Annotated in this window: 30 protein-coding genes; 4 read left to right on the top strand and 26 right to left on the bottom strand. The window is 54.8% G+C overall.

Annotated features, from left to right (window positions below; all coding sequences use genetic code 11):
* Positions 1 to 309 precede the first annotated feature (309 nt).
* Positions 310 to 489 carry a hypothetical protein gene (locus GX364_00325; protein ID NLI69299.1) on the bottom strand — a complete coding sequence of 60 codons (180 nt, stop codon included), beginning with the start codon at positions 487 to 489 and terminating at the stop codon, positions 310 to 312.
* Between the two features lie 613 nt (positions 490 to 1,102).
* On the opposite strand from GX364_00325, the gene GX364_00320 reads away from it, so the two are divergent.
* From GX364_00320 to GX364_00305, 4 genes are all read left to right on the top strand, one after another.
* Complete coding sequence (locus tag GX364_00320; protein ID NLI69298.1) at positions 1,103 to 1,513, top strand: Asp23/Gls24 family envelope stress response protein; 411 nt, start codon at positions 1,103 to 1,105, stop codon at positions 1,511 to 1,513.
* Positions 1,514 to 1,532: 19 nt separating this feature from the next.
* A complete protein-coding gene (gene amaP / locus GX364_00315; protein NLI69297.1) occupies positions 1,533 to 2,087 on the top strand; it encodes an alkaline shock response membrane anchor protein AmaP in 555 nt (184 codons plus the stop codon).
* Positions 2,088 to 2,245: 158 nt separating this feature from the next.
* Complete coding sequence (nusB, locus tag GX364_00310; protein NLI69296.1) at positions 2,246 to 2,665, top strand: transcription antitermination factor NusB; 420 nt, start codon at positions 2,246 to 2,248, stop codon at positions 2,663 to 2,665.
* 167 nt (positions 2,666 to 2,832) lie between these two features.
* Positions 2,833 to 4,707 (top strand): NADH-quinone oxidoreductase subunit NuoF, encoded by a 1,875-nt coding sequence (locus GX364_00305; GenBank protein ID NLI69295.1) that lies wholly within the window; start codon positions 2,833 to 2,835, stop codon positions 4,705 to 4,707.
* 290 nt (positions 4,708 to 4,997) lie between these two features.
* Here the strand turns inward: GX364_00305 and GX364_00300 are convergent, their stop codons facing one another.
* The 25 genes from GX364_00300 to GX364_00180 form a co-directional block, all read right to left on the bottom strand.
* Positions 4,998 to 5,537 (bottom strand): SpoIIIAH-like family protein, encoded by a 540-nt coding sequence (locus GX364_00300; GenBank protein NLI69294.1) that lies wholly within the window; start codon positions 5,535 to 5,537, stop codon positions 4,998 to 5,000.
* Between the two features lie 123 nt (positions 5,538 to 5,660).
* Positions 5,661 to 6,254, bottom strand: coding sequence for a hypothetical protein (locus GX364_00295; GenBank protein ID NLI69293.1), 594 nt, complete (start codon positions 6,252 to 6,254; stop codon positions 5,661 to 5,663).
* A 47-nt stretch (positions 6,255 to 6,301) separates the two neighbouring features.
* Positions 6,302 to 7,063, bottom strand: coding sequence for a stage III sporulation protein AF (locus GX364_00290; GenBank protein NLI69292.1), 762 nt, complete (start codon positions 7,061 to 7,063; stop codon positions 6,302 to 6,304).
* Between the two features lie 27 nt (positions 7,064 to 7,090).
* Positions 7,091 to 8,293, bottom strand: coding sequence for a stage III sporulation protein AE (gene spoIIIAE, locus GX364_00285; protein ID NLI69291.1), 1,203 nt, complete (start codon positions 8,291 to 8,293; stop codon positions 7,091 to 7,093).
* Positions 8,294 to 8,375: 82 nt separating this feature from the next.
* Positions 8,376 to 8,762 (bottom strand): stage III sporulation protein AD, encoded by a 387-nt coding sequence (spoIIIAD, locus tag GX364_00280; GenBank protein ID NLI69290.1) that lies wholly within the window; start codon positions 8,760 to 8,762, stop codon positions 8,376 to 8,378.
* A gap of 14 nt (positions 8,763 to 8,776) precedes the next feature.
* Positions 8,777 to 8,983 (bottom strand): stage III sporulation protein AC, encoded by a 207-nt coding sequence (gene spoIIIAC, locus GX364_00275; protein NLI69289.1) that lies wholly within the window; start codon positions 8,981 to 8,983, stop codon positions 8,777 to 8,779.
* A gap of 34 nt (positions 8,984 to 9,017) precedes the next feature.
* Positions 9,018 to 9,548 carry a hypothetical protein gene (locus GX364_00270; GenBank protein ID NLI69288.1) on the bottom strand — a complete coding sequence of 177 codons (531 nt, stop codon included), beginning with the start codon at positions 9,546 to 9,548 and terminating at the stop codon, positions 9,018 to 9,020.
* Positions 9,545 to 10,588, bottom strand: coding sequence for a stage III sporulation protein AA (locus GX364_00265; GenBank protein ID NLI69287.1), 1,044 nt, complete (start codon positions 10,586 to 10,588; stop codon positions 9,545 to 9,547). The genes GX364_00270 and GX364_00265 overlap by 4 nt, the downstream gene beginning before the upstream one ends.
* Before the next feature lie 376 nt (positions 10,589 to 10,964).
* A complete protein-coding gene (locus GX364_00260) occupies positions 10,965 to 11,420 on the bottom strand; it encodes an AraC family transcriptional regulator (GenBank protein ID NLI69286.1) in 456 nt (151 codons plus the stop codon).
* 221 nt (positions 11,421 to 11,641) lie between these two features.
* On the bottom strand, positions 11,642 to 12,199 hold the full coding sequence (efp, locus tag GX364_00255) for an elongation factor P (protein ID NLI69285.1): 558 nt from the start codon (positions 12,197 to 12,199) through the stop codon (positions 11,642 to 11,644).
* Positions 12,200 to 12,247: 48 nt separating this feature from the next.
* Positions 12,248 to 13,282, bottom strand: coding sequence for an aminopeptidase P family protein (locus GX364_00250; GenBank protein NLI69284.1), 1,035 nt, complete (start codon positions 13,280 to 13,282; stop codon positions 12,248 to 12,250).
* A gap of 91 nt (positions 13,283 to 13,373) precedes the next feature.
* The gene (aroQ, locus tag GX364_00245; protein NLI69283.1) at positions 13,374 to 13,793 is read right to left on the bottom strand and encodes a type II 3-dehydroquinate dehydratase; all 420 of its coding nucleotides are present in this window, start codon (positions 13,791 to 13,793) and stop codon (positions 13,374 to 13,376) included.
* A gap of 43 nt (positions 13,794 to 13,836) precedes the next feature.
* Positions 13,837 to 14,388, bottom strand: coding sequence for a shikimate kinase (locus GX364_00240; GenBank protein ID NLI69282.1), 552 nt, complete (start codon positions 14,386 to 14,388; stop codon positions 13,837 to 13,839).
* A 67-nt stretch (positions 14,389 to 14,455) separates the two neighbouring features.
* Positions 14,456 to 14,962 (bottom strand): prepilin-type N-terminal cleavage/methylation domain-containing protein, encoded by a 507-nt coding sequence (locus GX364_00235; GenBank protein ID NLI69281.1) that lies wholly within the window; start codon positions 14,960 to 14,962, stop codon positions 14,456 to 14,458.
* Positions 14,946 to 15,578 (bottom strand): hypothetical protein, encoded by a 633-nt coding sequence (locus GX364_00230; GenBank protein ID NLI69280.1) that lies wholly within the window; start codon positions 15,576 to 15,578, stop codon positions 14,946 to 14,948. Before GX364_00230 ends, GX364_00235 begins: the two co-directional genes overlap by 17 nt.
* Positions 15,575 to 16,174 (bottom strand): hypothetical protein, encoded by a 600-nt coding sequence (locus tag GX364_00225; protein NLI69279.1) that lies wholly within the window; start codon positions 16,172 to 16,174, stop codon positions 15,575 to 15,577. The genes GX364_00230 and GX364_00225 overlap by 4 nt, the downstream gene beginning before the upstream one ends.
* A complete protein-coding gene (locus GX364_00220; GenBank protein ID NLI69278.1) occupies positions 16,158 to 17,201 on the bottom strand; it encodes a pilus assembly protein PilM in 1,044 nt (347 codons plus the stop codon). The genes GX364_00225 and GX364_00220 overlap by 17 nt, the downstream gene beginning before the upstream one ends.
* A 101-nt stretch (positions 17,202 to 17,302) precedes the next feature.
* Complete coding sequence (locus tag GX364_00215; GenBank protein ID NLI69277.1) at positions 17,303 to 18,811, bottom strand: hypothetical protein; 1,509 nt, start codon at positions 18,809 to 18,811, stop codon at positions 17,303 to 17,305.
* Positions 18,812 to 18,844: 33 nt separating this feature from the next.
* Positions 18,845 to 19,450 carry a prepilin-type N-terminal cleavage/methylation domain-containing protein gene (locus GX364_00210; protein NLI69276.1) on the bottom strand — a complete coding sequence of 202 codons (606 nt, stop codon included), beginning with the start codon at positions 19,448 to 19,450 and terminating at the stop codon, positions 18,845 to 18,847.
* Between the two features lie 275 nt (positions 19,451 to 19,725).
* Positions 19,726 to 20,190: a type II secretion system protein gene (locus GX364_00205; protein NLI69275.1), complete on the bottom strand. Its 465-nt coding sequence runs from the start codon at positions 20,188 to 20,190 to the stop codon at positions 19,726 to 19,728.
* Between the two features lie 27 nt (positions 20,191 to 20,217).
* Positions 20,218 to 20,985 carry a prepilin peptidase gene (locus GX364_00200; protein ID NLI69274.1) on the bottom strand — a complete coding sequence of 256 codons (768 nt, stop codon included), beginning with the start codon at positions 20,983 to 20,985 and terminating at the stop codon, positions 20,218 to 20,220.
* A 172-nt stretch (positions 20,986 to 21,157) separates the two neighbouring features.
* Entirely contained in the window at positions 21,158 to 21,520 is a 363-nt protein-coding gene (locus GX364_00195) for a type II secretion system protein (GenBank protein NLI69273.1), read from the bottom strand.
* An 18-nt stretch (positions 21,521 to 21,538) separates the two neighbouring features.
* Positions 21,539 to 22,756: a type II secretion system F family protein gene (locus tag GX364_00190; GenBank protein ID NLI69272.1), complete on the bottom strand. Its 1,218-nt coding sequence runs from the start codon at positions 22,754 to 22,756 to the stop codon at positions 21,539 to 21,541.
* A 35-nt stretch (positions 22,757 to 22,791) separates the two neighbouring features.
* A complete protein-coding gene (locus GX364_00185; GenBank protein ID NLI69271.1) occupies positions 22,792 to 23,919 on the bottom strand; it encodes a type IV pilus twitching motility protein PilT in 1,128 nt (375 codons plus the stop codon).
* A 19-nt stretch (positions 23,920 to 23,938) separates the two neighbouring features.
* Positions 23,939 to 25,597, bottom strand: a complete 1,659-nt coding sequence (locus GX364_00180; protein NLI69270.1) for a type II/IV secretion system protein — start codon at positions 25,595 to 25,597, stop codon at positions 23,939 to 23,941.
* Positions 25,598 to 25,667 lie beyond the last annotated feature (70 nt).

Raw genomic sequence — 25,667 nt, 5'->3', positions numbered from 1 at the left:
GGGAACACCTCCAATCTTCACGTCCTGTGAAGTATCCGGCTGCCGACATCACGTCGGCAGTCCCGTTTCGCTTCCTCGCCTTCACCGGCTATGGCAACCATTCACTCTATGTCGCTTACGCCAACATGTCGGTACGGGGAAAAGCAGGAACCAGTTTATGGAGGTGGTAAGGTGTGTACGAGGAGGGGATTCTTCGGTCGCGGCAAACAACAGCCGCTCCCTCAGAATGACAGGTAGTGCTTCTTTCTTTCTCCGGCAGTAGTGGAATTGACCGGGGGATTCATTCGCCTGTGGCGACCTCCCCCCCTGTCATCCCGAGCAAGCGGTGTTTCGTGCTACGCAGACGTTGAGTTCGGCAATGGTATTGGCTGATATGATGCTTTTTGCTGGTAAGAATAGCGCAGCGTGGAATCTGACAGGTAATACACTGTCCACATCACGTCGGCAGTCCCGTTTCGCTTCCTCGCCTTCACCGGCTATGGCAACCATTCACCCCTCGCTGACGCCAACATATCGGTACGGGGAAAAGCAGGAACCAGTTTGTGTCAATAGTAAGTGGTGTTCGAGGAGGGGATTCTTCGGTCGCGGCAAACAACAGCCGCTCCCTCAGAATGACAGGTAGTGCTTCTTTCTTTCTCCGGCAGTGGCGGGATTGGCCGGTGGATTCGGCCGCCTGCGGCGACCTCCCCACCCCTGTCATTCCGAGCAAGCGATCTATAACAAGAACGCTAACATAGAGCAATAGAGAAAATGACGTGGAAATGACAACACCGGAGTGAAGGAATAGCGCCGCGAGGAATCTCGGGTAAAAACAAGCGCTGTGCTATGCTATGGCAACCATTCACTCTACGTCGCTGACGCCAACATATCGGTACGGGGAAAAGCAGGAACCAGTTTATGGAGGTGGTAAGGTGTGTACGAGGAGGGGATTCTTCGGTCGCGGCAAACAACAGCCGCTCCCTCTGAAGGACATGTGGTATTTTTTATTTTACGCCATGTAATTTATCCTGTTTTAAAAATACACAAAAACTGGTTTTTATTGTATTTGCCAGGGGGCTCTGTTATAATGTATCTAAATTTTTAAAAGAAAGGCAGTGGATGGATGGCGGCCAAAGAAGATGGTGAATACACCGGAAAATATCCCGATATAGGTGCGATTCGTATTGCTGACGAGGTGGTTGCGGTCATTGCGGGGATGACGGCCATCGAGGTGCCGGGGGTAGCCGGGATGAGCAGCGGGATTGTGGGGGGTATTGCCGAAGCGCTGGGAAAGAAAAACCTCGCCAAAGGGATCAAGGTGGAGATGGGTGAGGATGAAGCCGTCATCAATATTTCGATCATCGTTGATTTTGGGGCCCGCATTCCCGATGTGGCCTGGGAAGTGCAGGACAATGTTAAAAATGCGGTCGAAAAGCTTACCGGCCTGAAGGTGTTGAAAGTAAACGTACATGTACAGGGAATTCTTTTCCCGTCAAAAAAAGCGGCTGCCGAGGAAAGGAACCCGGAAAGTTAAGCAGCGCAGGGGGTAATAAATGATGAAAATGTTGTCGCGGTTGTTACTTGCTATCATCGGTATATTGCTTATCATCGCCGGTTTTTTCTGTGTATCTTTGTATCTGAATATAAGTATTGTTGATCTGTCAGCGTCAGCTTTTTCTTACCTCGGCGGCCAGAACGAGGCTGGTTTATCGGGGTTGTTTCTGCTGTTATGCGGCATGGTTATCGTCGGTATGGTGGTACCGCGGGGATCCGAGGAAGAAAAGACGGATCGGCGTGCCGTCATGGTGCAGAACCCCAGCGGCGAGGTTGGTATCACTTACAGTGCTATTGAAAACATGGCTTTGCGGGTCTCCCGTGACATAGAGGGCATCCGCGATATTGAAGCCGGGGTGAATGACACGAAGCAGGGAACGATCATCAATCTGCGCATCAAGGTGCTGCCCGATCTGGAAATTCCCCAGATTTCGTCTGTCTTGCAGAACAGGGTCAAGGAGTATGTGGAGAGCATGACCGGCATTATGATCAGGGAGGTCCGGGTCTCGGTTGATAATATCGTCAAAGAAAAGGCTCCTTCCCGGTCAACTTGATGGGCGCCTTTCCGATGCAACCGGGTACATCCCCTGCAATCCATGAAAATGTGGATGATTCAGGTTGTTTGCGTGAAAGACATCCGGTTGCTGCCGGCAGGTGCCGGGATTTCAGGGGTGGCGGGTTGACAGGGGCCGATGGATTGGGGGTCTGTTGATTGAGCAGAAGATTGGCACGAGAAGCTGCATTCAAGGCATTGTTTCAGGTTGATGTGGGCCGGGCGCAACCCGGCGCGGCCATGAAATATGCACTGGACGGATTGCTTCTGTCCCCGGAGGAGATCGACTTTGCCGGGGACCTGTTCAGTGGTACCCTGAAAAATAAAAATGAGATCGATGCCCATATCACTTCCTGCCTGGTGAACTGGACACTGGAACGTATTGCTTCGGTGGACCGCAGCCTGCTGCGCATGGCCGTTTACGAGATAATATACCGTTCCGATATCCCTGCATCCGTTTCCATAGACGAGGCCCTGGAACTGACGCACAAATATGGTGAACAGGCCTCGGTTGCTTTTTTGAATGGTGTCCTGGACAGGATTGCCTCGAAATTTCAATCTTCAAGCAAGAATACATGAATATAGGTCAAATTTGACGAGATTTTTCCATGCTATCAGCACTTGCGATTATTTTCATTACAACTTTATTTCATCCGGGTTGGAAAGAAATTGTTTCTTTTTGGTCTGATTCGCATGATTTGGGGTATAATGAATGATGTTATATCTTGAGGAGGTGACGTCCATACATGCTGCAAAAGTACGAAACTGTGAGGGCAAAGTCCCTGGAAAAAATAAAGCAGAGGAACGCCCATGACAGGGTGCAGATACTGGTGGGGACGGCGACATGCGGATTGGCTTCCGGAGCGCAGGAGGTAATAGAAGCATTCAGGGAGACGCTGGACGAGCAGGGAATCGATGCTGATATCCGGCCAGTGGGATGTGCCGGCCTCTGCCACTCCGAGGTCCTGGTTGATATCATCCGGCCGGGATGCCCGCGTATAAGGTATGGCCATGTCACCCCCGAGAAAGCAAACGATCTGGTCAAGGATTATCTGGTAGGGGGTAATCCAAGACCCGATCTTGCTCTGGGGAAAATAGATGGTGAAGGAGATTTCAGGGACATTCCCGATTTCAATGATGATCCTGCACAGGCTGAACAGCAGAAGGTGATCCTGAAAAATTGCGGCGATATCAACCCCGAGGATATCGATGAATACATTGCCGGGGACGGATACCATGCCCTGGCCATTGCCCTGGAAAGCAAACCTGAAGATATCATTGCCAGGATCACCGCTTCCGGGCTGAGAGGGCGCGGCGGCGCCGGTTTTCCTGTCGGCAGGAAATGGGATTCCTGCCTCAAGCTTGCAGGACCCAAATATGTGATCTGCAATGCCGATGAAGGTGATCCGGGGGCATTCATGGACAGATCTGTACTGGAGGGCGATCCTCATGCTGTCCTGGAAGGGATGGCCATCGCTGCTTGTACAATCGGGGCTGATACGGGATATTTATATGTGCGCGCAGAATATCCGTTGGCGGTTTCCCGTCTGCGGAAAGCAATATCGCAGGCCCGCGAAAGAAATTTGCTCGGGGATGATATCCTGGGTAGCGGCTTCAACTTTGATCTGAAGATATTCCAGGGTGCCGGGGCTTTTGTATGCGGTGAATCGACGGCGCTGGTCATGTCCATAGAGGGGGGGCGGGGTATGCCCAAGCCCTTACCGCGTCCACGCACGACCGAGGTCGGCCTGCATGATCGGCCGACGCTATTGAACAATGTCAAAACCTTCGCTTTCGTTCCCCGTATCCTTCTGAATGGTACTGCCTGGTTTAACAGCATCGGTTCAGAAAACAGCAAGGGGACGGCTGTTTTTGCCCTGACTGGCAAGATCAGGCGTAGCGGACTGGTTGAAGTGCCCATGGGTATCGCCCTGCGGAAGATCATTTACGAGATTGGCGGCGGAATCGTTGATGGCAAGAAATTCAAAGCGGTTCAGATCGGCGGCCCCTCGGGTGGATGTCTCCCCGAACGTCTGCTTGATCTTCCCGTGGACTTTGATTCCCTGCTGGATGCCGGGGCGATGATGGGTTCCGGCGGTATGGTTGTCCTTGATGAAGACAGTTGTATGGTTGATGTGGCCCGTTACTTTTTGGGTTTTACGGTATATGAATCCTGCGGGCAATGCGTCCCCTGCCGGGAAGGCACAAAACAGATGCTCCGCATTCTGACCGACATCTGCGCCGGAAGGGGCAAAGAGGGGGATATCGAGCTTCTTGAACTTCTGGCTGAAACGATCACCCGCACTTCAATCTGCGGTCTGGGCAAGACGGCTTCCAACCCCGTACTGAGCACGATCAAATATTTTCGTGATGAATATGAGGCGCATATCAGGGAGAAGCGATGCCCGGCACTTGTCTGCAAGGATCTGATCACCTACCATATCAATGAAGAAAAGTGCCGGGGGTGCGGGATCTGCCTGCGGGCTTGCCCGGTGGGGGCAATCAGCGGCGAAAAAAAGGAACCGCATGCAATAGACACTGATTTATGCACCCGATGCGGGATCTGCATGGATGTCTGCCCTGACAAATTCAGCGCCGTGGAAATTATCTCGGGGAGATAAAGCAAAGGGGCGGGGAGCTGTCCTGCGGGCAATGAAGCCCACGTGAATACCACTTACCTTGCTATTGGGGGCAGTGCTGCACGACACCACCCACCATCGCCATCATCAAGAGTAGTGCTTGCCAGTACCCGAGATTCCTCGCTGCGCTGTGCTTACCAACAGCGTTGGCGTTTTGGCATTTCTTTTCCCACCAGGCATAAGGCTAGAAAATTCCTAAAAAACCGCTTGCCTGGAACAACAGGGATGGGGAGAAAGCCGGAGGCGACCAAAGAATCCCGGGACAGGCCTGCTCAGTACCTCATCAACACCTGCACGGCTTCGGGCTCCACACCCACCACGCCGGAAGCGGCATCAACAACAAGAGCAGTCTCTATTTCGCTCATTCCTTCGCTTCTGACCATTACCGTAGCCCTGCCGTCACGGTAAAAAAAGAGCGCATCATCAAACCCCTGAGCCTTGACCATGTTTTCCAGCAGCAGTTCCTTCTCCATCAGCTCCGCAAGGGCAAGCAATCTTTCTTCCGCCTCACGACGTGAATTTTCACTGGCCTTGACATTGTTGATCAATTCTTCCAGCAGCTCTTTTTCCTGTGCCCGCACCCTGCCCCGCTCCATGCGATATTCGGCAAAAAAGGCGGCGGTATCATCGATCTCCGGATCAACATTCTCCTCCAATTTTGAAAGCAGATCCATATCCTCCTTCTCAACCTCTTTCTCCTGCTCGCCCCCGATAACTTCAATGTTTTTCATCTCCAGATGCAGTCCGGAAACCACAACATAGGTGATTCCGGCCAGAACTATCAGGGCGACGATCCATAGGGCTTTTTTCAAGGTTATCAACTCCTTGGGGTAATGGTTTTGTTACGATCCTTTCCGGGACGGGACAGGCCCGGCCACTTAATTGATATGCACCCACATGCCTGAATTATTCAAAAACCTTCTATCCGGAAATGGTCAATCATGCGGTAGAACCACGATTCGATGTGACGGCAACCCCAACAAGGAGCTCATGGCCTCGGTTACCTGGGCCTTCAGGCGCGTATCCTCCACCCCCCGGGCCACGACCAGCGCCCCCCGATATTGTTCCTTCCGTTCAAGTATCACCAGCGGCCTCTCCCCACCTCCCGCCTCTTGCAAGATAACATAATCATCCTTCCAATTTTTTTCGCTGATTTCACGCGATCCGCCATCGCTGTCCTCTTCGCTGGTCTCACGTTCGGAACCTTCGCGATAATCTGCAAGGACCAACTCCGGCCCCGATTCCATGGTCAGAAAGACAGCAGCATGGCTGATCCCTTCTATTTTGTTGAGAATATTGGCTATCTCCCGCTCGATCCCAACCCCACCCGGCCCCGGGACAGCAGCCGCTTCGCGGGTCCGGCTCTCCGAAGAAGTTTTTCCGGTTCCATGCGAAGATTTGAAGAAAGAACCAAAAAGTAAAATGCCGATACCGACGACCAGAAGGATAAGCAGCCCTCTGTTCAATTTCTTTTTCATCCCGTCACCCTCGATAAAAAAAGCTGCCCGGATCCGCTGACCGATGTTCATCGCGTTCACCCCTCTCCGTGATCAAAGATCGAAAATCAGATCGAAAGCTACCCGTCGTTCCGGTCAGTTGTCACGATCTCCACCTTTGCCGGCGAGATTTGCAACAAATCGGCGATGCGTTTCTGCAAAGGTTGCAGTGTGACAACGGCCGCATCGTCGTCGGCCGGTTCCGCGGAAACAACGTCTTCTTCTGGCCCTCCACCGATAATGACAGGCGGTATCGCCTCGATCCTGATCCCGCCATTCACATCTTCCACCCGTCCATCATCGGCGCCCGGCACGGTCAAAAAAACCTTGACCAGGCTGATATTTTCAAACTGTTCGAAAATGTTCTGGGGCTGGCGGTGGGGCCATCTTTCCTTCGCCGCATTTTGATCAAAGACAATTTCCAGATCGGCCAATTCCCAGCCCTCCCAATCGGCAACCTGTTCTCTCAGGTAATCGCACAGCATCTTCTGACATTCACGCACCGCTATCCGCCTGTTCTCCTCCAGCAGAAGCTGCCCCTGCTCGGCCACTGCTTCCACCTCGTTGTCGGCTACATTCCATTTCGCCGATGCAAAAACATCGCTGAAATCCCGGCCGAGAAACCCGGATATGGCCTTGATAACCATGAGCAGGATGAGCAGGCCGATCACCATTCTCAGGTAACGGCGATAATCGTCCTCCGGAACAAGCATGTCAAGGACGATGCCGACCATGGCGATAAGGACCAGCGTTCTGACCAGATCTCCCATTATTTCCAGCATGAATTCCGCCCTCACTCCATCCCGCCGGACAATGCCCGCCCCGGCAAGATGATTTGCCACGCCCACATGCCACCGTCATGTCCCGGCTTATCTCATCACGATGCTCAGATTGCCGGCGGCAACGATGACCACAACCGCGATGAAAAAAACCAGTGTGGCCCCGGCCAGCGAGGCGATGACGAGCATCAGGCCATCGCCCATGGCGTTCAGACAGTCACCCAGGTTCGATTCCCCGACGATCTGCACCATTACCGCCGCCATCCGATAAATAAAAAAAAGAACAAACATTTTCAGGAGAGGGAACAGGGCCAGCATGATCAGGATGATGATGCCCGACAGGGCAGCGCTGTTCTTGAAAAGAAGCGTTGTCCCCACCACTGTCTCGGCAGCATCGGAAAGGACCTTGCCGATGACCGGAATGAACGTGCTGCTAAGGTATTTGGCCGTTTTGAGCGTGACGGCATCGCCCACCATACCGGTCAACCCCTTCACACATACAAGGGTGATAAATAGAACCAATATCAATCCCAGAGCCCAGGAACAGATATCGCGAAAAAATTTGGCCAGCCCATCCACCCTCAACCGGGGCGAAATGGTGTGCACCAGTGCCAGAACGGTGCTGAAAAATATCAACGGGAAGACAAAATTTCTGATCGCCGCACTGAAAAAGTTGACGCCGAATATCACCGCCGGCTGGAAAAGTTTCGCTGCCGAAAAACTTCCCAGGGAGGAGAGCAGAACAATCAGCACCGGAACCAGGGAGAGGATGAAATCAACCATATTGTTGACCGTATCTCTGGCCAGCTCCATCGCCGCCATGAAACCGGGCAAGATCAGTGCAATCAACACCAGCAGGATTACCCCTCTGGTTACCCAGGCCACGTTTCTGCTCTCAAAGGCAGTTTCAAGATTTTTGAGAAAAGCAGCGCCGACAGCCAGAACCAGCAGTTTGCCCAAAAATTGGACATTCAGCAAAACCTCCTTGAACAGAAAACGCATCAGGCCGCCGGGGATCTCACGCAGATCAGGCCCGCCGCCCCCGGGTTTGAACCATGCAAGAGCATCGTACCAGTGGATTTCCGGAAAATATTCCCCTGCCTCCTGTTCCACCTCCCTCCAGTAATCTCCCATGAATTCAAGGTCGACAACCCCGGCGCGTTCTTCCATTTCCCCGCCGATCTCCTCCTGTGCCCGGGTGCGCAAGGGGAAAAATACCAGGGCCGCAATAACGAGAACCATGAAGCCGATCAGCAAGAATGACCGCAAGCGGTTTTCCCTCTCGTGATGCACCCGGCAAAACCTCCTTTCCTTGAGAAAAATAGTTTCCGCCGGTCATCGCACCGCTGCCGTCCCCTTTGCCGGCTTCAGGAACCTAGGGCACCAGCAACATGATACTTTCAATTACCGCCAGCACGATGGGGATAGCGATAACCAGAATGATCACCTTGGCGGCAAAATCTATCTTGGAAGCGATGCTCGCGGCACCGGCATCGCGGCAAACCTGGGCGCCAAATTCGGCGATAAAGGCAATGCCTATGATCCGCAGCAGCGACTGAAGATAGATGAGATTCATCCCCGCCCCCACCGAAATATCGGTGATAACCTGGACAATGGAAGCTACCTGCATGATGACGAGCAAGATAATGATCAGGCTTCCGGCTATGGCAACCTGGATGGCTATTTCCGGCCGGTATTCCCTGATGATGACAACCAGAACCATGGTCAGCAGGCCCAACCCGACTACTTGTACTATTTCCATGATCTTTCACACTCTCAGAAAAGGTTGAATATGGTCTTCATCGTCTGAAAAAGCTCGTTGATCAGTTGCAGAACCATGAGCAAAACGATGACCACTCCCACCAGGGTCAACATCTGAGCCTGTTCCTGTTTCTCGGCCTGCTTCAGGACAATGTTCAAAACGGAGATGAAAATCCCGATACCCGCTATCCTGAACAACAGATCAATATTGACTCCTCCCATGTTTCCCCTCCTCGAAAGAGATCCCGTTCCCACCTTAAATAAAAATGATCACCAGCATCAATCCACCCAGCAGGCCCAGGTAACGCCACATTCGCTCGTTGCGCTGACGTTTTTCATGTGCATCTTGCAAGGCATCTTCCAGGAGGCTGAGGACCAAACCGATCTGCTTGATCTGCCCCTCCCTGTCCACCATCCCCAGCGAAGCCCCCAGCTGCCCGATGATGCGCCGATCATCCTGACTGATGGACAGACGGGGAAAAGTATCACTGACAGCTTCCCGCCATGCTTCCCCGGCGCTGACGTCTCCCCCGGCAAGAATCCGTTCTGCTGCCTCCTCGAAAATATTCCCCACCGCCCCGCCGATCCGCGCACTGATATTTTTGAAGGCGGCCGGCAGCGGCGTGCCCGTATATGAAATCTCGGCCGAGAGCAGATTGAACGCCTGGCGAAATTGTTGCAACTGTTGCAGGTGCACGGTAAAGCTTCTCGCCTTGAATTCGCCCCAAAGGTAGCATGCCGACACAACGCACAGCGCGCCACACAGTTTGAAGATCCATCCGCTCATTGCCTGAAAACCACCCTGTCCGTAACCGGATCAATGATTTTCTCCACCGTTCCCACACCACAACTTCTTCCCAGGACCACGATGCGGCGAAAAACACCCTGCCCGAGCATCCGCTGCAGGCTTGGCCGCCTTGAAAGTTCCCCGGGATGAGCCGCATGGGCGGAGGTAATCACCGTTATACCGGCATTGATAACTTCCTCGATTGCTTCCGCGTCCTCTTCCCGTCCGATTTCATCGGTGATGATTATTTCCGGAGACATGGACCGCAGCAGTAACATCATTCCCTCGGCTTTCGGAGCGCTGTCAAGGACATCGGTTCTGGCCCCCACATCCATCTGAGGGACCCCCTCGTAACATCCCGCAATTTCTGAACGTTCATCCACCAGCCCGATCTTGTACCCCGTCAGGCCTTTTTCCGGCAAGCCGCTGCTCAAACAGCGGGCCAGATCGCGCAACAAGGTGGTCTTCCCCCCTTGCGGAGGGGAGATGATCAATGTATGATGTACCGCGGCCCTGCCATCCGCCCCCGCCTGTCCGTAACTTTTCCCGCTTCCCCGTGCCATGGAGTCGGCAGGCACCCTGTCCATCAGAAAGGGGATCACCTTCATACCCACCCCCCTGATCTGCCGGGCAATACGGAAATTGAGGCTCCCTATATAGTGAAGAAATTTGATCTGTCCCCGTTCCATCACCGCCTGTCCGCATAGCCCGATACGGTGGCCTCCCGGAACGGTCAGGTAGCCCCGCCGTAGCTCCTCCTCGAAAGCATATAGCGAACACTTGCTGATCAACTGCAGCGTCTTCTCCATGTCGCTGCGGCTGACAATGTAAGCTTTTTCGGCTTCGTCGGGGGAAACTGCCCGGCCGCTCTTTTCCAGCAAGGCCTCCCCCCCGCTCCAGTTCAAAGCCAGCGGCCGCCTCTCACGCAGGCGGATTTCCTCAACCCTGTTCCACAGGATCGGCTCCACTCCGGCAAGGAGATCCCGCAAGGAAGGTGACAGCAGCGGAATAAGCTGCTCGGCAACCACTTTTCGGAACATCTTCTGCCTCACTCTTTTTTTCATAAATATTCTATCCAGCTGCCATTTATGCTTTGGAAGAAAGCAGAAAAGAAAGGATCATGTAGAATTGAAACGAAGGAAGCGGGTGTGCATTTCACCCCCGCGGATGCAGATACAAAATAATGCCCGCCACAAGAAAAGGACAGCGGCCAATTCCATTCCCGGCAGCGGAAGAAGCCCGATGGGCTGATTTTTTTCGCCATTATTCCCGCCAGTTTGCCGGCAGCCGCCCGCTGAACGAAAACAAAGGGCCATGGGCCACATGCAGATCAGGATAACAGAATCCCCCGCAAACGGGGGATTCCGGTCATGGGAACATGCAATATGCTTGACTTCATGATGTCAGTGATTCCATTTATTCGTTTTCATCGATTATTTCTTCATCAAAAGTGATCTCCCCATTTTCCTCCTCATCAAAGTCATCATCCCACTCGTTGATAAGAACAACTTCCCCGCAATTGGGGCATAATATTTCAAGATCATCTTCTTCATCGAGGACATCGTCATGGACAAAAATCATCTCACCGCAGTTGGGGCACTCGAAATGAAACCCGTCCGACAGGACCTCATCGGTGTATTCATCATCTTCTTCATAATAATCATCTTCCAGTTCCATGAGGTCTTCGTCAACAGCCTCCAGGTAATCCACCAGATCATCGTACCCCGCTTCCAGATCCAGCAATTTGTCGGAGATCTGTTCCAGGGCATCGGCGATATGAACCATGACGCGCCCCTCTTTTTTGGACTCATCAAGCCCCAGACCATCAATCAAACCCCGGATGTAACCCACCTTTGTCTTTATTTCATGCATTTGGACCTTCCTCCCATCTTGGAATGATATCGGCACCCGACAGGCACAGCACAACTATATTATTTCACCAAAATGACTACATATACTGACAGCATCCTTTACCCCGGCAGACTTCTTCTGCCTTCCGGCAACCGTCTGTCTTAAGTATGATAACAGAACCGGTAACGATAATCAATATGATGGAAAAAAACGTAACAAACTGGCAAGCAGCCCGTCAGAAATCAGGCCCGCTCCAGATAATTACCCGTACGTGTGTCGATTCTTAAAATATCGCCCTCATTGATGAAAAAAGGCACCTGCACCACCAGGCCTGTCTCCAGCGTGGCCGGCTTGCTTCCTCCGGAAGCGGTGTCACCCCGGACCCCCGGGTCGGTCTTGACAACCTTGAGTTCCACGGTTGTGGCCACTTCCACCTCGATGACCTCCTCGCCGTAAATGACCAGGAAGATGTTATCGTTCTCCTTGATGTACATCGTCTTCTCGCCGATCTGCTCCGCGTTGATGGAGATCTGTTCGTATGTCTCCGTGTCCATCACATAATAGTCATCGCCATCCCGGTAGAGAAATTGCATTTCCTTGCGCTCCAGATGAGCCCTGCTTACCTTCTCGCCAGCACGAAAAGTCTTCTCTGTCGTCGCCCCGGTGCGTAAATTTCTCAACTTGGAGCGTACAAACGCGGCCCCCTTCCCCGGCTTGACATGTTGAAATTCGATCACGGTATAGATCTCCCCATCGATATCGATGGAAAGGCCGGTATGAAAATCATTGGTGGAAATCATCGTCAGCTTCACTCCTTGCTTCAATTATTCTGTACAAAATCACATCAATTATATCTGCAATGTCAGATTGCGGGAACTATGCGTCAGGGTCTCGGCTCCCTCCCCGGTCACCAGCACCATATCCTCGATGCGGGCCCCTCCCCAACCGCCAATATATATTCCCGGCTCTATGGTTATGACCATGCCGGGAGCCAGTATCTCCTTCCCTTTTGTGGATAACGTGGGCTGCTCGTGCGGCTCCAGCCCCACACCGTGCCCCAGCCCGTGGCCAAAGTACTGGCCGTAACCGGCCCGGGTGATCATCTCCCGCGCCAGCCGATCAACCTCCTGCCCCGTTACCCCTTGCCTCACACCTTCCATCGCTGCCCGCTGCGCTTCCAGCAACAGGTTCCAGATCTCTTCATGTTTCTTTCCGGGGGTACCCAGATAAAACGTTCGTGTCATGTCGGAGGCATAGCCGTTCAGTTTGACGCCAAAATCGATGGTCACAAGTTCGTCCGCCGCCAGCTTTTTGTCCGTGGCCCTCCCGTGGGGCCATGCGCTGCGGCGACCGGAGGCGACGATGAAATCAAAGGCCGGGCCCGACCCACCCTTCTTCCTCAGGACATATTCAAGCTCCAGGGCCAGATCCTTCTCCCTGATCCCCGGCCGGATCAGGGGAACGATTTCTTCAAGAGCCTCGTCCGTTATGCGTGCGGCCTCCCTGATGATAGCAATCTCGACCTCATCCTTCACCGCCCGAAGTTCTTCAACAAGCTGTTGCTGCGCTTTGAGGGGAACGTTGACTCTTTCTTTCAACCAGCAGTATTCCTTGTAGGTGATCCGCTCGCTCTCCACCCCCAGGTCGCTCCACCCCTCGTCCTCGATCAGCGCGGCTACAACCTCGCTGAAGTGTTTATCAAGGGTGACCAGCTCCATATGCGGCGCCTGGATTCCTGCCTGCTCGAGGTAACGGAAGTCGGTCAACAGAAATGAACTGTCTGCACTGATCAGCAGATAGCCCCTGGAACCTTCAAACCCGCTCAGATAAAAACAGTTGGCCGGGGATGAGATCAGGAAAGCGTCAAGCTGCAGGTGGGCCATTTGCTCTCTCAATCGTTCTATACGCAATTTGTAGTTGGGCTTTTTGATCTTTCTCCCCCCTCGGAACAATGCCCGGTAGATCCCCGCGTGGTCAAATCAGGGCACTCAGGGCCCGCAGGCCCATGAGATAGCTCTCCTTTCCGAAGCCGCTGATCACACCATTGGCCGCCGGGGAGACGACCGATCTGCTGCGGAAAGATTCTCGCCCGTAAATGTTGGAAAGGTGAACCTCCACCACGGGAAGGTCCACCGCCTTCAGTGCATCATGCAACCCTATGCTGTAATGGCTCAGTGCTGCCGGGTTGATAAGGATCCCCCTGGCCTCCGTCGCCGCCCCCTGGATGAGATCGATCAATTCCCCCTCATGGTTGGACTGATGGATGGAAAGAACCACGCCTATCTCTGCCGCCAACTTGTTGAGCGACGCGTTTATCTCTTCCAGAGTCACGCGGCCGTAGATTTCAGGTTCGCGCCTACCCAGCAGATTGAGGTTGGGCCCGTGCAAAACCATGATCCTGTTCAATCTGTGCACCCTCCTGTTTCTATGAATTATGTTATTCCGGGAAATCGATCTCCAGCGCTGCACATATCTCCCGGGCAGACTCCCCGGGCGTCTTCCCATCGGTCAAAATGGTCACGGTGGCAAGGTTCATGTACAGAGGCTCGCGCCGGGACAGCAGTTCCTCGATGCGCTCCCGGGGATCATCCACATCAAGAAGCGGCCGTTCCGGTCCATCTCCCGCCCCGTATATTCGCCGATATATCTCCTCCGGCGTGGCACGCAGGAGAACAACCGGCCCCCGCGCCTGTAGAAGGCGGCGGTTTCTTTCCAGCAGGATAGCCCCGCCGCCGGTTGCAATGACCAGTTCGCCGCGCGGGTAACGCTCCAATTCCTCGATGGCCCTGGTCTCCAGACGGCGGAAATGATTTTCTCCGTCCTCGGCAAAGAGGGCAGCTATCGTTTTCCGGGCAACACGTTCCACCTCGGTATCTGTATCCAAAAAAGTGCGACCCATCAGATCGGCGAGGCTTTTTCCAACCGCACTCTTTCCCGTTCCCATAAAACCTGTCAATATGATGTCCCTGTTGGCAATGATCATATTCATGTACCTCTCCATGGGTAAAATGTTCCGGTCCTTATTTTATTTATTCTGGAAAGATATGCTTTTTCCTCTACCAATTTTCGGGAGGATCTTCCGAAATGCGGATCCTCCCCGTGGAGAGGAAAACGATGATGTAAAGACAGCTGCCGCGTTCATCTTCCAGGGCAACGGTCCCGGCACGATTGGGAGCGCCCCGTCGATTGAAAGAGAGCAGGCGGTAGGCGCCCGGTTCGGTGATGGGGAAATTGTTGGCGCAGATTTTGATCCCCTCCGGCAACCTCTTTGTTGTATTTTCTCCCGGTATGCAGATCGTATATCGGTTCTGCGTCCCCGTGGAAAATTCCATGCGGCAGGTCTTTCCGTGGGCGATAGCCGCCTGCTGAACCATGGTCATATCTGCAACCAGAAGGCGCGCCGCCCGATCCAATTCCCGCTGCCCATGTGACTGTCCGGGCGAGGGAAGAACGATCAGGCCAACCAGCCCGATGATGAAAACCACGATGAGAAGTTCCACCAGGGTGAAACCGCCGTCATTTTCGCACTGCAACTGCGGGGAATGATCATGGCCCGTGTTCATCGTCATCCGCCTCCGTTGAGGATGATTGTTCCGGTAGCGAGGCAACCAGGGAGAAGAGCACCTGCAAGCGAGGACGGGAATCCGAAAAAGCCCCCTCGCCCCTCTCAACCCCATCCGGAGGTTGGCCGCCCCGAAGAGATATATTCCGGACAAGGGACAGATAGGGAAAATCTTCGATCTCTTTCAGCAGCTCAAGCAAGGTCATTTCCAACGCCGCGGTGGCAGACAATTCAACATCATAGGAGTCAAAACTTCCCGCGCCCTTACCTTCCGAAAAAGTAATTTTTACCCGGGAAACAGTGATGTCGGAAGAGGAGAGAGTCCTGTCAAAACGGGAAAAAAGGTCAGAAAGGTTGTCCTCATCCGCAATCCTGGCTGAAAGATTTGCCAGTTTCTCGCTGTTCTCGGCATGCCGTCTTTCGATTTCCTCCGCATCCGGAAGGCGGCACTCGAGTTCAAGACGCCGCTCTTCCAGCAAGGACTCCTCGGCAAGAAGTTCCTTCAGGTCAACGACCAGCGGCCGGAAGAACCATGCTCCGACAATCAGTATCAGCACGGTGCCCGCGATAAAAACCAGGGTGGCCACTTTCCCGCCCGGCCGGAGAATCGGCATCAACGCCCCCTGCCCCCCCCCTCACCCATTTCGCAAGACAATCTGAACCTGTATACATCCGAAGTTTCCTCATCCGGATAAATAAACAGGCGCTGTTCCCCGCCTCCCCCGGCCCCGTGCCCCGCATTTTCAAGCCGAAGATCATGCAGGCAGGGCAACTGTTCCTGTAGCAAATTTATCAATTCAGCCACCGCCTCCAGGGAGGGAGCGCGCCCCTCGATGATCATTCTTTCCCCCTCGGTCACGGTAAACAGGTCAACTTCCGTTATCCCGGAAGCCGTAGCGTGGATATCTTCAAACAGTTTGCTCCAGCCGGTTTTCTTCCCGTTCAATTCTTCAATGAAAGCTAGCTCCGCCATGTTTTTTTCTATTTCCATCTCGGCCATGATCAGCGGCTCGGCCTTCTGAAACAGCTTTTCATTCTCCGCCGCGGCAGCAGACGTCCTTTCCGCCAGTTCCACCCGGTACAACGAGAGATAATGATATATAGCGACCATGAGCAACAGGAGCAGAAGCAAAGAAGTTGCCACCGGGAGAAAACGTTTCCATCCGGTCGGCGCTGGCAACACTCCTTTTGCCAGATCAATATCCTTTTTCATCTACCCACCCCCTGAGAGCCAGGCCACCGGCCACGCCGAACAGATGGTCATCCCCGCCGGAGAAACCGGATTCATGCAACAGGCCGCCATCCTTGCGAAAGGTGAAAACGGTCGGCGAAGGTATCCTTTCATCACCAACAAAGGAAGCGCGGGCCCTGACCGCACCGCCGCCAAATAGCAACAACTCCCCGATCTTGCCATCGTCCCTCTCCGGCATCCGGTAATGATAATACTCCAGGGCATGATAAACCCGCGCCGCCAGGCTGCCGGGCGGTTCTTCCCCAACGCCATAGGGCATGCCCCCTTCCGCCACTTTCTCCACCGTGGCGCTGCGGCAATCAGTAACGGGGGCATGCATATCCCGCGCCCCGATTTTCAATATCCGTGAATAAAGATAGCAGCCGTTCTCCATCATGACCAGCATGCTCTTCTCTCCGCCAATATCAAGCAGCAACTTCCTGCCCTTTCCGTTGGCATTGAAGAAACGAACAGCCCGGCAGAGGGCCAGCGGTTCGATCTCCACGCCGACAGGATTGAAACCCGCATCCCTGACCGCACCGAGGTAGCCATCCACGATCTCCCGGGGCACGGAAATGATCCTGGTCTCGATGATGCGCTTACCATCCAACTTTTTTTTCCCCGTCACGATGTAATCGGTGGTCATCGCCGCGGGGTTTGGATGATATTTCAATGCCTCCCAGCGCACCGCGGCGGGGATTTCCGCCGCGGGCATTGCCGGCAAGGTGAAGGAACGGACAATGACCGTATCATTCCCGATACAGAGAAATGAGTCCCTTCTTTTCAATCTCATCTCCGCAAAGATCTGCCGCAACTGATGTCGGAGAGCAACGCCGTCGGCAACCCGCCCATGAACGATGACACCTTCCTTCAGGGGAAAAACACCCCGCCGATGAACCGCGATGCGTCCCCTCTCCAGGCGGAATTGGATCAATTTTATCTGCACCGTCCCCAGGTCCAGGCCCACGGGAGAAAAATTTTTCCCGAAACGGGAACTCCAACGCAACATCCTTCGATCACCCCTGAAATGCAGTCGGCCTTGCTGGCATCCTCACGCCGGAAACCGGGATTTCCCGACAATCTATACCGTGAATGCCAACGCCATCGGGTTCAATCTTCCATCAGATAGGGCTTGAACCACTGGCGAACAACATATCGATCCGGTGGAAGGCAGGATCTGTAATCAGGGATCAGTTCATGAAGATCCCCCTGGCAAACGGCGGTATGCGGACCCTGCAAGAATATTTCCCCGGCCACAACCGTCCCGTGAACCTTCCGGTAATCGACAGCCCCGCCCTCCCCCCGGGGGGCAGATGCCATGCTGAAAATATCCTCGGCAATGCAAAGGCCCCTTATCTCCAGAAATGTGTCCCCCGCATCGGGGGGTATCTCCGCATCGTGGAGGCACCTTATCTCACGGGCATGGATGATACCCCCGACAAGCTGCTCGCTGCCTTCGGGAATACCGGCAGCACGGTAATGACGAAGGGTGAGCAGGCCATCGACAAAGATAACCCCATCGAAGGAAAGTGGATTGACGGGACAGCCATCGCTGCCAATGGTATTTTCAATGGTCAGGTCGCCGTCTACGTGGGTCACCTTCCCGTTGTAGAAATGAATGTTGTCGTTGTTCCAGACTTCCCCTCCCGGGCGCTCGATGATCGGATCCATTCCGCCGCCGGAAGAAGCCTCCATCTTTTCCAGAAAAGATTTTTTGAAATCTTCACATGGGAAATCCAGGCGGGGTACCGGCCCAAAACCGACACTCTCGGGAATGTGCCTTCGGTACGACGTCGGGGGAGAGTAAACACGGTAGTACGCCCCCTCGCCTCCAGAGCCCCCGCCGGGCAGAAATATATTTCCCTGTGCTGGCCCGTCCGCTTCCACATGGACATGCAACTCCCCCCCGCCCGTGTCCCAATTGACCCTGCGAGGAATGGTAACGCCCGAACTGTAAGACAGGGAAGGCCCGGCGGCCTGCGTGGGCGATGCCTTTCTGAACAATATCACATCTGTCCAATCGGCATGCTCCAGATGAAGCCGCCTGTCAATGTGCACGTTGCCATGAATTCCCGCCGTTCCCGGGCCGCCCCCTTCCTCCGGGGACACCCCCTTGAGGTGCAGCATGTCCCGGGCAAAAAGGGCCTTGGTGTAAAGAGGTTCCCTCTCCGCCAGCACCCACAGATCAAAAGTCCTTTCCTGTTTTTTTTTCTTGATGATCCCCCGGGAACGGATCAGGACCTGTTCGTCCGTGAGCTGGGAAAGGCTACTGTAGCCACGTGGTAAATACCCGTCGTAGCTACTGTCCTGGCGCAGGAAGATAACCTGGAACGATCCCTGTCCGGGACGGGCCGGGTCCGCATACGCGCTGATCGGTTCACGGCGGTGGGGATCCCCCTGCAGCACGGCCATCCCGTTCTCTATTCCCGCTTCTGCCACGTAGAATAGATCCTGGGCAGCGGCAAATTCCTGTGCCGTGCGCATTTCGGCAAGCGCATATTGCATCAGGGCCAATCCCACAAGTGCTGCCGCCGCCCCGATGATCAGGGTCAGGGCCAGCACCGCTCCATTTTCGAGGTTCGGGCTTCCCTTTCTTTCTCCGTGATTCTTTTTACACAAAATGCACACGTCCCTTTGCCCCCGACCCCATTGTCAGTGCAACATGTTTCGTCTAAGGATATTGCCTGTAAGCGTAACGGTGCGGCCGCCACCCCTGGCAGCGGTGATAGAAATGAGAATCCTGTTTTCCCTCTCGTCACCGTAACGGAAGCTGATCTCCATGATGTTGTCGGCCAACGGTAAAGGGGCTTTGTAAATGGGGTAGATATCCCTCAACTCCGTCAATACGGCATTCTTGTGCAGATAAAGGGTGTCGTTCCAAAGCCGTACGGTATAGAAGGTAAAGTGGGGTCGGTATTCACCCGCGTAGAGGTCCCCGTAGAAACCGTAATGAACCTGATCGCCACTACCCGGCTGCAGACAATCTTCCAGGTGCCAGGCCTCTTCCCATCCTTCACCGATCCAGACCCATTCCGCATGGCGGAGGTCCTGCTCTATCTCCCTCAAGGCCATGCGCACGCTCTGCAGATTCTCCCTGGCCTCCACACCCCTTTCCCAACTCACGATACCCATGAAATACAGGGAGTAGGCGCCTGCCGCAATCAATCCGGTGAGGGCCATGGCAATGAGAAGCTCGACCATGGTCAGGGCCCGTTCGTCAACAATACGTTGCCACATTTTCTTTTTGTATCCAGTCATCGATCCACCGCCGCATGAAACATATTGCTGCAGTTTTCAACAACGCATGTTCTGCCTATTTGTAACATATCGGGCATTTTTTTCCTGCAGTAATTATATTGCAGGCCAAAAATAATGTCAATTGACGGCGGTTACTGCAGGGTCAATCAGCAAAAAAAGCGCGGTGGGATTGGCAGGTCGTGTTTGCAGCATGTTGCCCCCCTCCACCGCCCGCCATCGTGAAGTGCGGAGGCCCGTTTTCCCGCGGTTCATTCCGCCCCCGTATCACGGGGCGGTCATCGACGGGCCATCCGTGCCTGCTGTTCGATAGCCCTCTCCTCCCGGGGGTCCTCCCGCCCATTCCAGTAAACGGTGACCGTGATACGGACTCCGGTCAATGATATGTCCACACCCGGCAAGTTCATCTCCTCCGGGCTGATCATCGTCGTTCTCCTGTAGCCGGCGTACCCATCGATGCAGCCGTAATCCTCGGATATCAGTTCCCCCGTGGCCAGCATCCCCGTATCAATGGCAGCGAAACCTTCGCTTTTGATCTCTTCAATCCGTTCCTGCGCTATTTTGACGGCTGCAGTCCGATCAGCGGCAGTGTGCAGAAAACTGTTGCCCCCCACGAAAATGCCGACAACGGCGGGGGCCAGGATCCCGAGCACCGCCAGCGCCACAAGAGCCTCCACCAGAGAGAATCCCCGTGCATCGGCAATGGCCCGGCATAGCCGACGGAAATCTTTTTTGACCGCCATCACTCTCACCACATCCCGCTTCACGGTTTAAAAATAATTCAACCCCAGCCATTGCAATATCTGCTCCCCGAAAAATACCTGGATGGCCGCCCCCAGGGAGAGAAAAGGGCCGAAGGGGATCATATCCTTTCTGTCAAGCCGGCGCAACGCGATCATCACCAGCCCGTAAGCACCGCCGAGGATAAAACCCATCATCATCGCCGCCAGGACTCCGATTTTCCCCACGAAGAAACCGATCATGATCATCAGTTTCAGATCACCGGCCCCTATCGCGCCGCGTGCCCCGATGTAGATGAGCAGCATGATTCCGCCGCCCAGCAGCATCCCCCATCCGGCCTCGATCCACGAGGGCAATGTGCGTCCGGCGGGGTCAAGGAGTTTGAAGATGATCCCTGCTGCCAGCCCGATACCCAGAAGAACATTGGGGATGCGCTGGAAATCGATATCGATGAAGGAAATGATCAGCAACAGGCAGAGCAAAAAAAGGAGCCCCAGCGCCTCCGGGTTGGCGCCGGTACGGTGAACAACGGCCACGAACAGGAGGCCGGTGGCCAGTTCGATCAGAAAATAGCGCGGACTGATTCTGGCCCGGCAGTGCCGACAACGGCCACGGCAGAGCAGATAACCCAGCAGGGGGATCAATTCCCGGGCAACCAGGCGGTTCTTACAGGACGGGCAGCAGGAACGGGTTTTGACCAGGGAGATCCCGCGAGGAAAGCGGTAGATCACCACGTTGGCAAAACTGCCGACTGCCAGGCCCACGATGAACCAAACTGCCGTGTAGAAGTAGAACATCCTCATTCTCTCATTTCGTGAATTGAAAAACGATCCGGCTCACGCTTGATATTATACACCATCCACCTGCAGCAGGGACGGAAGAAAATCGCCCTGTGGCTTTCGATGCCATCATGATCGCATGGAACGCCTCGATCGGGAATGGAAATCGCCGCCGCCCCGTCAGGCCATGCTAGCCGCTTTCAACCGGTTTGACCGTTACTTTGCCAGTCAACTGGTTGATCACGTATTCCACGCCGCCTTCTTGAAGATCTTCCAGCGGAGTCCGTATGTAGGGCCCCCCGTTCTGATTCGCATCGTAGAGATCTTCCAGTGTTTCCGGATACTTTTTCTGGTCATGATAGTAAAGATCCACTGCCCCCTGGATAACGGTAATGTTGACCTTCTCCACGCTCTGACGAGCTTCATCGACGCGCCCCCCGAAAGACAACATCGCCACCGTGGCCAGGACGGCTATGATCCCCAGCACAATCAGCAACTCTACCAGGGTGAAACCCTTCTCCCCGGCAACAATTTTCTTTCTTCTGATACCCAACACCTCCCCTGATTATTCTCAAATCCCCTCGTAGATACTGAAGAGTGGCAGGATGATCGCAAAGACCATCAGCCCCACGAAGAAACCCACGAAAACAATGATGGCCGGTTCGATTATCGTCGTCAGGCGATCCATGGTGTAGATCAATTCGCGTTCCAGCAGATCGGCCGCGTGCGCAAGCATCTTTTCCAGATTGCCAGTTTCCTCCCCAATCCGGACCATCTCCACCATCATCGCCGGAAAGAGGCCGCTCCTCTCCAGCGATTCGGCCAGTGTGCAACCGGCGGCAATGTCCCGGCCAACCCTTTCCAGTGCGCGGCCGTGGATACGATTGCCGATTATCTCTTTACCCATCTCCAGGGCGGTGATGATGTTCATTCCGCTACCAAGCAAGCTGCTCATGGTCCGTGCAAAACGGGCCCAGATCATCCTTTTGTAGTTGGGAGCAAAGATGGGTGTCTTCAATTTAAGGAAGGCCGCAAGCTCCTTTCCCCGCTCGGTCTTCAGTGACACGAGAAAGGACAATGCCACAGCAACCACCAGGGCCAGGATGGGATAGCGGTGGTAGCCCAGAAAATCACCCACCCCCATGACTGCCCGCGTGATCAACGGCAGCTCGATGTTCATGTTGGAGAACATGCTGCCGAAGGCTGGCAGGATATAGAGGAACATCGTCGCCATGACCAGAAGGGCCACGAAAGCCACAACAAGGGGGTAGATCATCGCCCCGCGAACCTTTTCCTCAAGGCTGCTCTGCTTCTCGTAATGCACGGCCAGGCGCTCCAGCACCTCGCCCAGAATACCGCCGGCCTCTGCGGCAGCTATCGTCTTGACCATCATGGTGGGAAATACCTCCGGGTAATCCCCCATCGCCCCGGCCAGGGTACTCCCGCTCTCGATGTGTGGAACCAGTGCCCCGATCGTCCGTTTCAAAGTTCCGTTGCCCTCCCCATCGCGCAGTATCTGCAAGCTTCTGACGACGGTCAGGCCGGCGGAGATCATCGTGGCAAAGTGGCGGCAGAAGAGCATGTAATCGCGCGGCCCGATCCTTCTCCATGAAAGGCCCTTCGTCCATGAGCCCGTAACGGGAATCATCGACGAACGTTCCCTTATATCAATGATGACCAATTTCCGTCGGCGCAGATAATTGATGGCCTCATGCAAACCCTCGGCATGATGAAAACCCTTGTGTGTCCGGCCCTGCCAATCCCTGGCCCGGTAGATATAGATCGGCATTCTCACCCTCCCGCCGCCGCTTCATATCATCATGATCAAAGCCCCGTGCAGCCATCGGATAACGCCTGCATGCGGGCCATGATCCCCTCGGGATCGGCAGCATTTTCAACTGCCGTATCCGACGAGATTTTTCCCTGCTCGTAGAGCTTCAACAGATCGGCATCCAGCAACTGCATCCCCTGGCGCCCACCGGTCTGGATCATGGAGTAGATCTGAAATATCTTCCCTTCGCGGATATGGTTTCTGATGGCCGTATTGGCGACGAGCATCTCCGCAGCAACGACCAGGCCCCCTCCGTCCCTGCGCCGAAGCAATTTCTGGGCGACAACCCCCAGCAACGTTCCGGCCAGCTGAACCCTGATCTGCTGCTGCTGGTATGGAGGAAAAACATCGATGATGCGCTCGATCGTCTGCGGGGCATCCACGGTATGCATGCTGGCAAGAACCAGATGGCCTGTCTCCGCCGCCGTGACAGCCACCGAGATCGTCTCCAGGTCACGCATCTCGCCGACCATGATCACATCCGGATCTTGCCGCAGCGCCGCCCTCAGGGCAGCGGAAAATGAGGCGCTGTCCAGGCCGATCTCCCGCTGGTTGATCATGCTTTTTCGCGCCTCGTGAATATATTCGATGGGGTCTTCCAGGGTGATGATATGGCGGCGAAACTTGCTGTTGATGCACCCGATCATGGCCGCAAGTGTTGTAGATTTACCACAGCCGGCCGGGCCCGTAACCAGAAACAGGCCTTTCCGACAACCGCATATCCCGCTGATGGCGGCGGGAAGGCCCAATTCACCGATCTCCGGAACCGTCTCCGGGATGATGCGCAGGGCAGCCGCCGTATCCCCTCTCTGCCGGTAAACATTTACCCGCACACGTATTCCGCCTGCGGAAACATGGGAAAAATCAACCTCACCCGCGTTGCAGAAGGCCGCTTTTTCAGCCTCTCCCATCATCTGCTCCGCCAGCAGGGAGGTATCTTCCGCTGTCAGGATACTGCCTCCGTTGCCGGATGTCCGCCCCGGCACCGCTCCGCCGAGCGGGCGCAGTTCCCCACAAAGGCGGATCATGGGTGGCAACCCGGTGGTAAGGTGCAGATCGGAAGCCCCTACTGCCGCACTTTTCTGCAAGAGCAGGTCAATATCGGGAACATGTTTCTCCATCCGTGCACCTCCCCCGGGTTCAAAACTCGCCCAGAGCCACCCTTTTTATCTCATCCAGCGTGGAGATTCCTTCCTCCGCTTTCAACAATCCATCCTGAAACAAGGTGCGGCATCCCATTGCCAGCGCCTTCTCCTGCAACAGGGCCGGGGTGGCCCCCTCCATGATCAGGGTGCGCATCTCCGTCGTGATCGGCTGAATCTCGTGGATCGCCGTCCGCCCGCGATACCCATCGTTGCACCGCCGGCATCCCTTTCCCCGGTAAAGAACGGGCGGCAGCTCCATCCCCCCGCCCAGAACACGGTAAAGTTCTTTATCCTCATCGCCCGGTGGGTATCCTTCCCGGCAATACGGGCAGATCTTGCGCACCAGCCTCTGCGCCACCACGCCCACCAGGGTGGAGGAGACCAGGAATGGAGGCACCCCCATATCAACCAGCCTCGTCACCGCCTGTGAAGCGTTGTTGGTATGCAGGGTGCTGAAGACCAGATGCCCGGTCAGTGAAGCTCTCATGCCCACCTCCGCCGTCTCCAGGTCGCGCATCTCGCCGATCATGATGATGTCCGGATCCTGGCGCAGAATGGTGCGCAACGAAGCCGCAAAAGTAAGATCTATCTTCCTGTTAACCTGCACCTGGTTGACACCGTCAAGGCGGAATTCCACGGGATCCTCCACGGTAACGATGTTGCAAGCAGGGTTGTTCAAATAACTCAATGCAGAGTAGAGGGTGGTGGTCTTGCCGCACCCCGTCGGCCCGGACAGCAGTATGATGCCATGGGAATGACGGATGAATTCCATGAAAAATTCTTTGTTCCGCCGGGAAAAACCTATCTTCTCCAGGGAGAGGATGATCCTTTCTTTTTCAAGGAGGCGCAGCACCATCTTCTCGCCATGGATGGTAGGCAAGGTCGATACCCTGATATTCACGATCCGGTGCCCGCGCCGCAATTCAATCTGGCCATCCTGGGGCAGCCGTTTTTCGGCAATGTTCATCTGGGCCATGACCTTGATGCGGGAGACAACCCGGGCATGGCTTCCCTCGGGGGGAAAGAGATAATCATGAAGAAAGCCATCTATGCGCAGTCGCACGCGCAGGCCCTTCCCCGTGGGCTCGATGTGGATGTCGCTGGCTCCCTCGGAGACTGCCTTCCAGATGATGGAGTTGACCACCGCCACGATGGAATCATCATCGGGCAAGAAAGCCGTTGCCGGTGTTGCCGGAATTTCCTCCTGTTCCCGGCCTGATGAACCGAAAAAACGATCCAGGGCATCGTGGATAGCCCGTTCCGGGGCGATCACCGGCTCAATTTCTGCCGCAGTAACGACGGAAACATCTTCGATGGCGGCACCATCCGTGGGGTCGGCCATGGCCAGAAGGAGACGGCGCCCTTCCCTGCCGACAGGGATAAGATGATGGCGCCGGGCCAGCTCCTCGGGAACAGCGGCGACAGCGTCTGGATCCGGCTCGTGCTTCTCCAGATCAACAAAACGGAGTCCGAGCCTCTCCTGCAAAATCTCTACCAGTGCCTGATCGGGAAGATACCTTTCCTCGGCAATGACACGGTAGAAGCTCTTGCCGGAATCTTCGGCCTTGCTCAAAGCCTCTTCAAGCTGCCGGAAATTCAGCACCCCGGCTTCAACCAGAATTTCGCCCAGCAGACTTATCCTGGATTTAACCATACCGAGACAATGCTCCATTCCTGTTTTGTTTTCGGGCTTGCATGGTCAATGATGGAAAGCAGATACAGCG

The organism is Bacillota bacterium, from assembly GCA_012518215.1.
Taxonomy (GTDB): Bacteria; Bacillota; Dethiobacteria; order DTU022; family PWGO01; genus JAAYSV01.
This window is presented reverse-complemented; position numbering and strand designations above follow the sequence as displayed.

What these genes read in the sequence shown, in the direction of transcription:
- GX364_00325 (NLI69299.1), bottom strand. Translation starts at nt 489, where the DNA reads ATGGTTGCCATAGCCGGTGAAGGCGAGGAAGCGAAACGGGACTGCCGA.
- GX364_00320 (NLI69298.1), top strand. Translation starts at nt 1,103, where the DNA reads ATGGCGGCCAAAGAAGATGGTGAATACACCGGAAAATATCCCGATATA.
- amaP (NLI69297.1), top strand. Translation starts at nt 1,533, where the DNA reads ATGATGAAAATGTTGTCGCGGTTGTTACTTGCTATCATCGGTATATTG.
- GX364_00305 (NLI69295.1), top strand. Translation starts at nt 2,833, where the DNA reads ATGCTGCAAAAGTACGAAACTGTGAGGGCAAAGTCCCTGGAAAAAATA.
- GX364_00295 (NLI69293.1), bottom strand. Translation starts at nt 6,254, where the DNA reads ATGAACATCGGTCAGCGGATCCGGGCAGCTTTTTTTATCGAGGGTGAC.
- spoIIIAD (NLI69290.1), bottom strand. Translation starts at nt 8,762, where the DNA reads ATGGAAATAGTACAAGTAGTCGGGTTGGGCCTGCTGACCATGGTTCTG.
- spoIIIAC (NLI69289.1), bottom strand. Translation starts at nt 8,983, where the DNA reads ATGGGAGGAGTCAATATTGATCTGTTGTTCAGGATAGCGGGTATCGGG.
- GX364_00270 (NLI69288.1), bottom strand. Translation starts at nt 9,548, where the DNA reads ATGAGCGGATGGATCTTCAAACTGTGTGGCGCGCTGTGCGTTGTGTCG.
- GX364_00265 (NLI69287.1), bottom strand. Translation starts at nt 10,588, where the DNA reads ATGTTCCGAAAAGTGGTTGCCGAGCAGCTTATTCCGCTGCTGTCACCT.
- GX364_00260 (NLI69286.1), bottom strand. Translation starts at nt 11,420, where the DNA reads ATGCATGAAATAAAGACAAAGGTGGGTTACATCCGGGGTTTGATTGAT.
- efp (NLI69285.1), bottom strand. Translation starts at nt 12,199, where the DNA reads ATGATTTCCACCAATGATTTTCATACCGGCCTTTCCATCGATATCGAT.
- GX364_00250 (NLI69284.1), bottom strand. Translation starts at nt 13,282, where the DNA reads ATGGCCCACCTGCAGCTTGACGCTTTCCTGATCTCATCCCCGGCCAAC.
- aroQ (NLI69283.1), bottom strand. Translation starts at nt 13,793, where the DNA reads ATGGTTTTGCACGGGCCCAACCTCAATCTGCTGGGTAGGCGCGAACCT.
- GX364_00240 (NLI69282.1), bottom strand. Translation starts at nt 14,388, where the DNA reads ATGAATATGATCATTGCCAACAGGGACATCATATTGACAGGTTTTATG.
- GX364_00235 (NLI69281.1), bottom strand. Translation starts at nt 14,962, where the DNA reads ATGAACACGGGCCATGATCATTCCCCGCAGTTGCAGTGCGAAAATGAC.
- GX364_00225 (NLI69279.1), bottom strand. Translation starts at nt 16,174, where the DNA reads ATGAAAAAGGATATTGATCTGGCAAAAGGAGTGTTGCCAGCGCCGACC.
- GX364_00220 (NLI69278.1), bottom strand. Translation starts at nt 17,201, where the DNA reads ATGTTGCGTTGGAGTTCCCGTTTCGGGAAAAATTTTTCTCCCGTGGGC.
- GX364_00210 (NLI69276.1), bottom strand. Translation starts at nt 19,450, where the DNA reads ATGACTGGATACAAAAAGAAAATGTGGCAACGTATTGTTGACGAACGG.
- GX364_00205 (NLI69275.1), bottom strand. Translation starts at nt 20,190, where the DNA reads ATGGCGGTCAAAAAAGATTTCCGTCGGCTATGCCGGGCCATTGCCGAT.
- GX364_00200 (NLI69274.1), bottom strand. Translation starts at nt 20,985, where the DNA reads ATGTTCTACTTCTACACGGCAGTTTGGTTCATCGTGGGCCTGGCAGTC.
- GX364_00190 (NLI69272.1), bottom strand. Translation starts at nt 22,756, where the DNA reads ATGCCGATCTATATCTACCGGGCCAGGGATTGGCAGGGCCGGACACAC.
- GX364_00185 (NLI69271.1), bottom strand. Translation starts at nt 23,919, where the DNA reads ATGGAGAAACATGTTCCCGATATTGACCTGCTCTTGCAGAAAAGTGCG.
- GX364_00180 (NLI69270.1), bottom strand. Translation starts at nt 25,597, where the DNA reads ATGGTTAAATCCAGGATAAGTCTGCTGGGCGAAATTCTGGTTGAAGCC.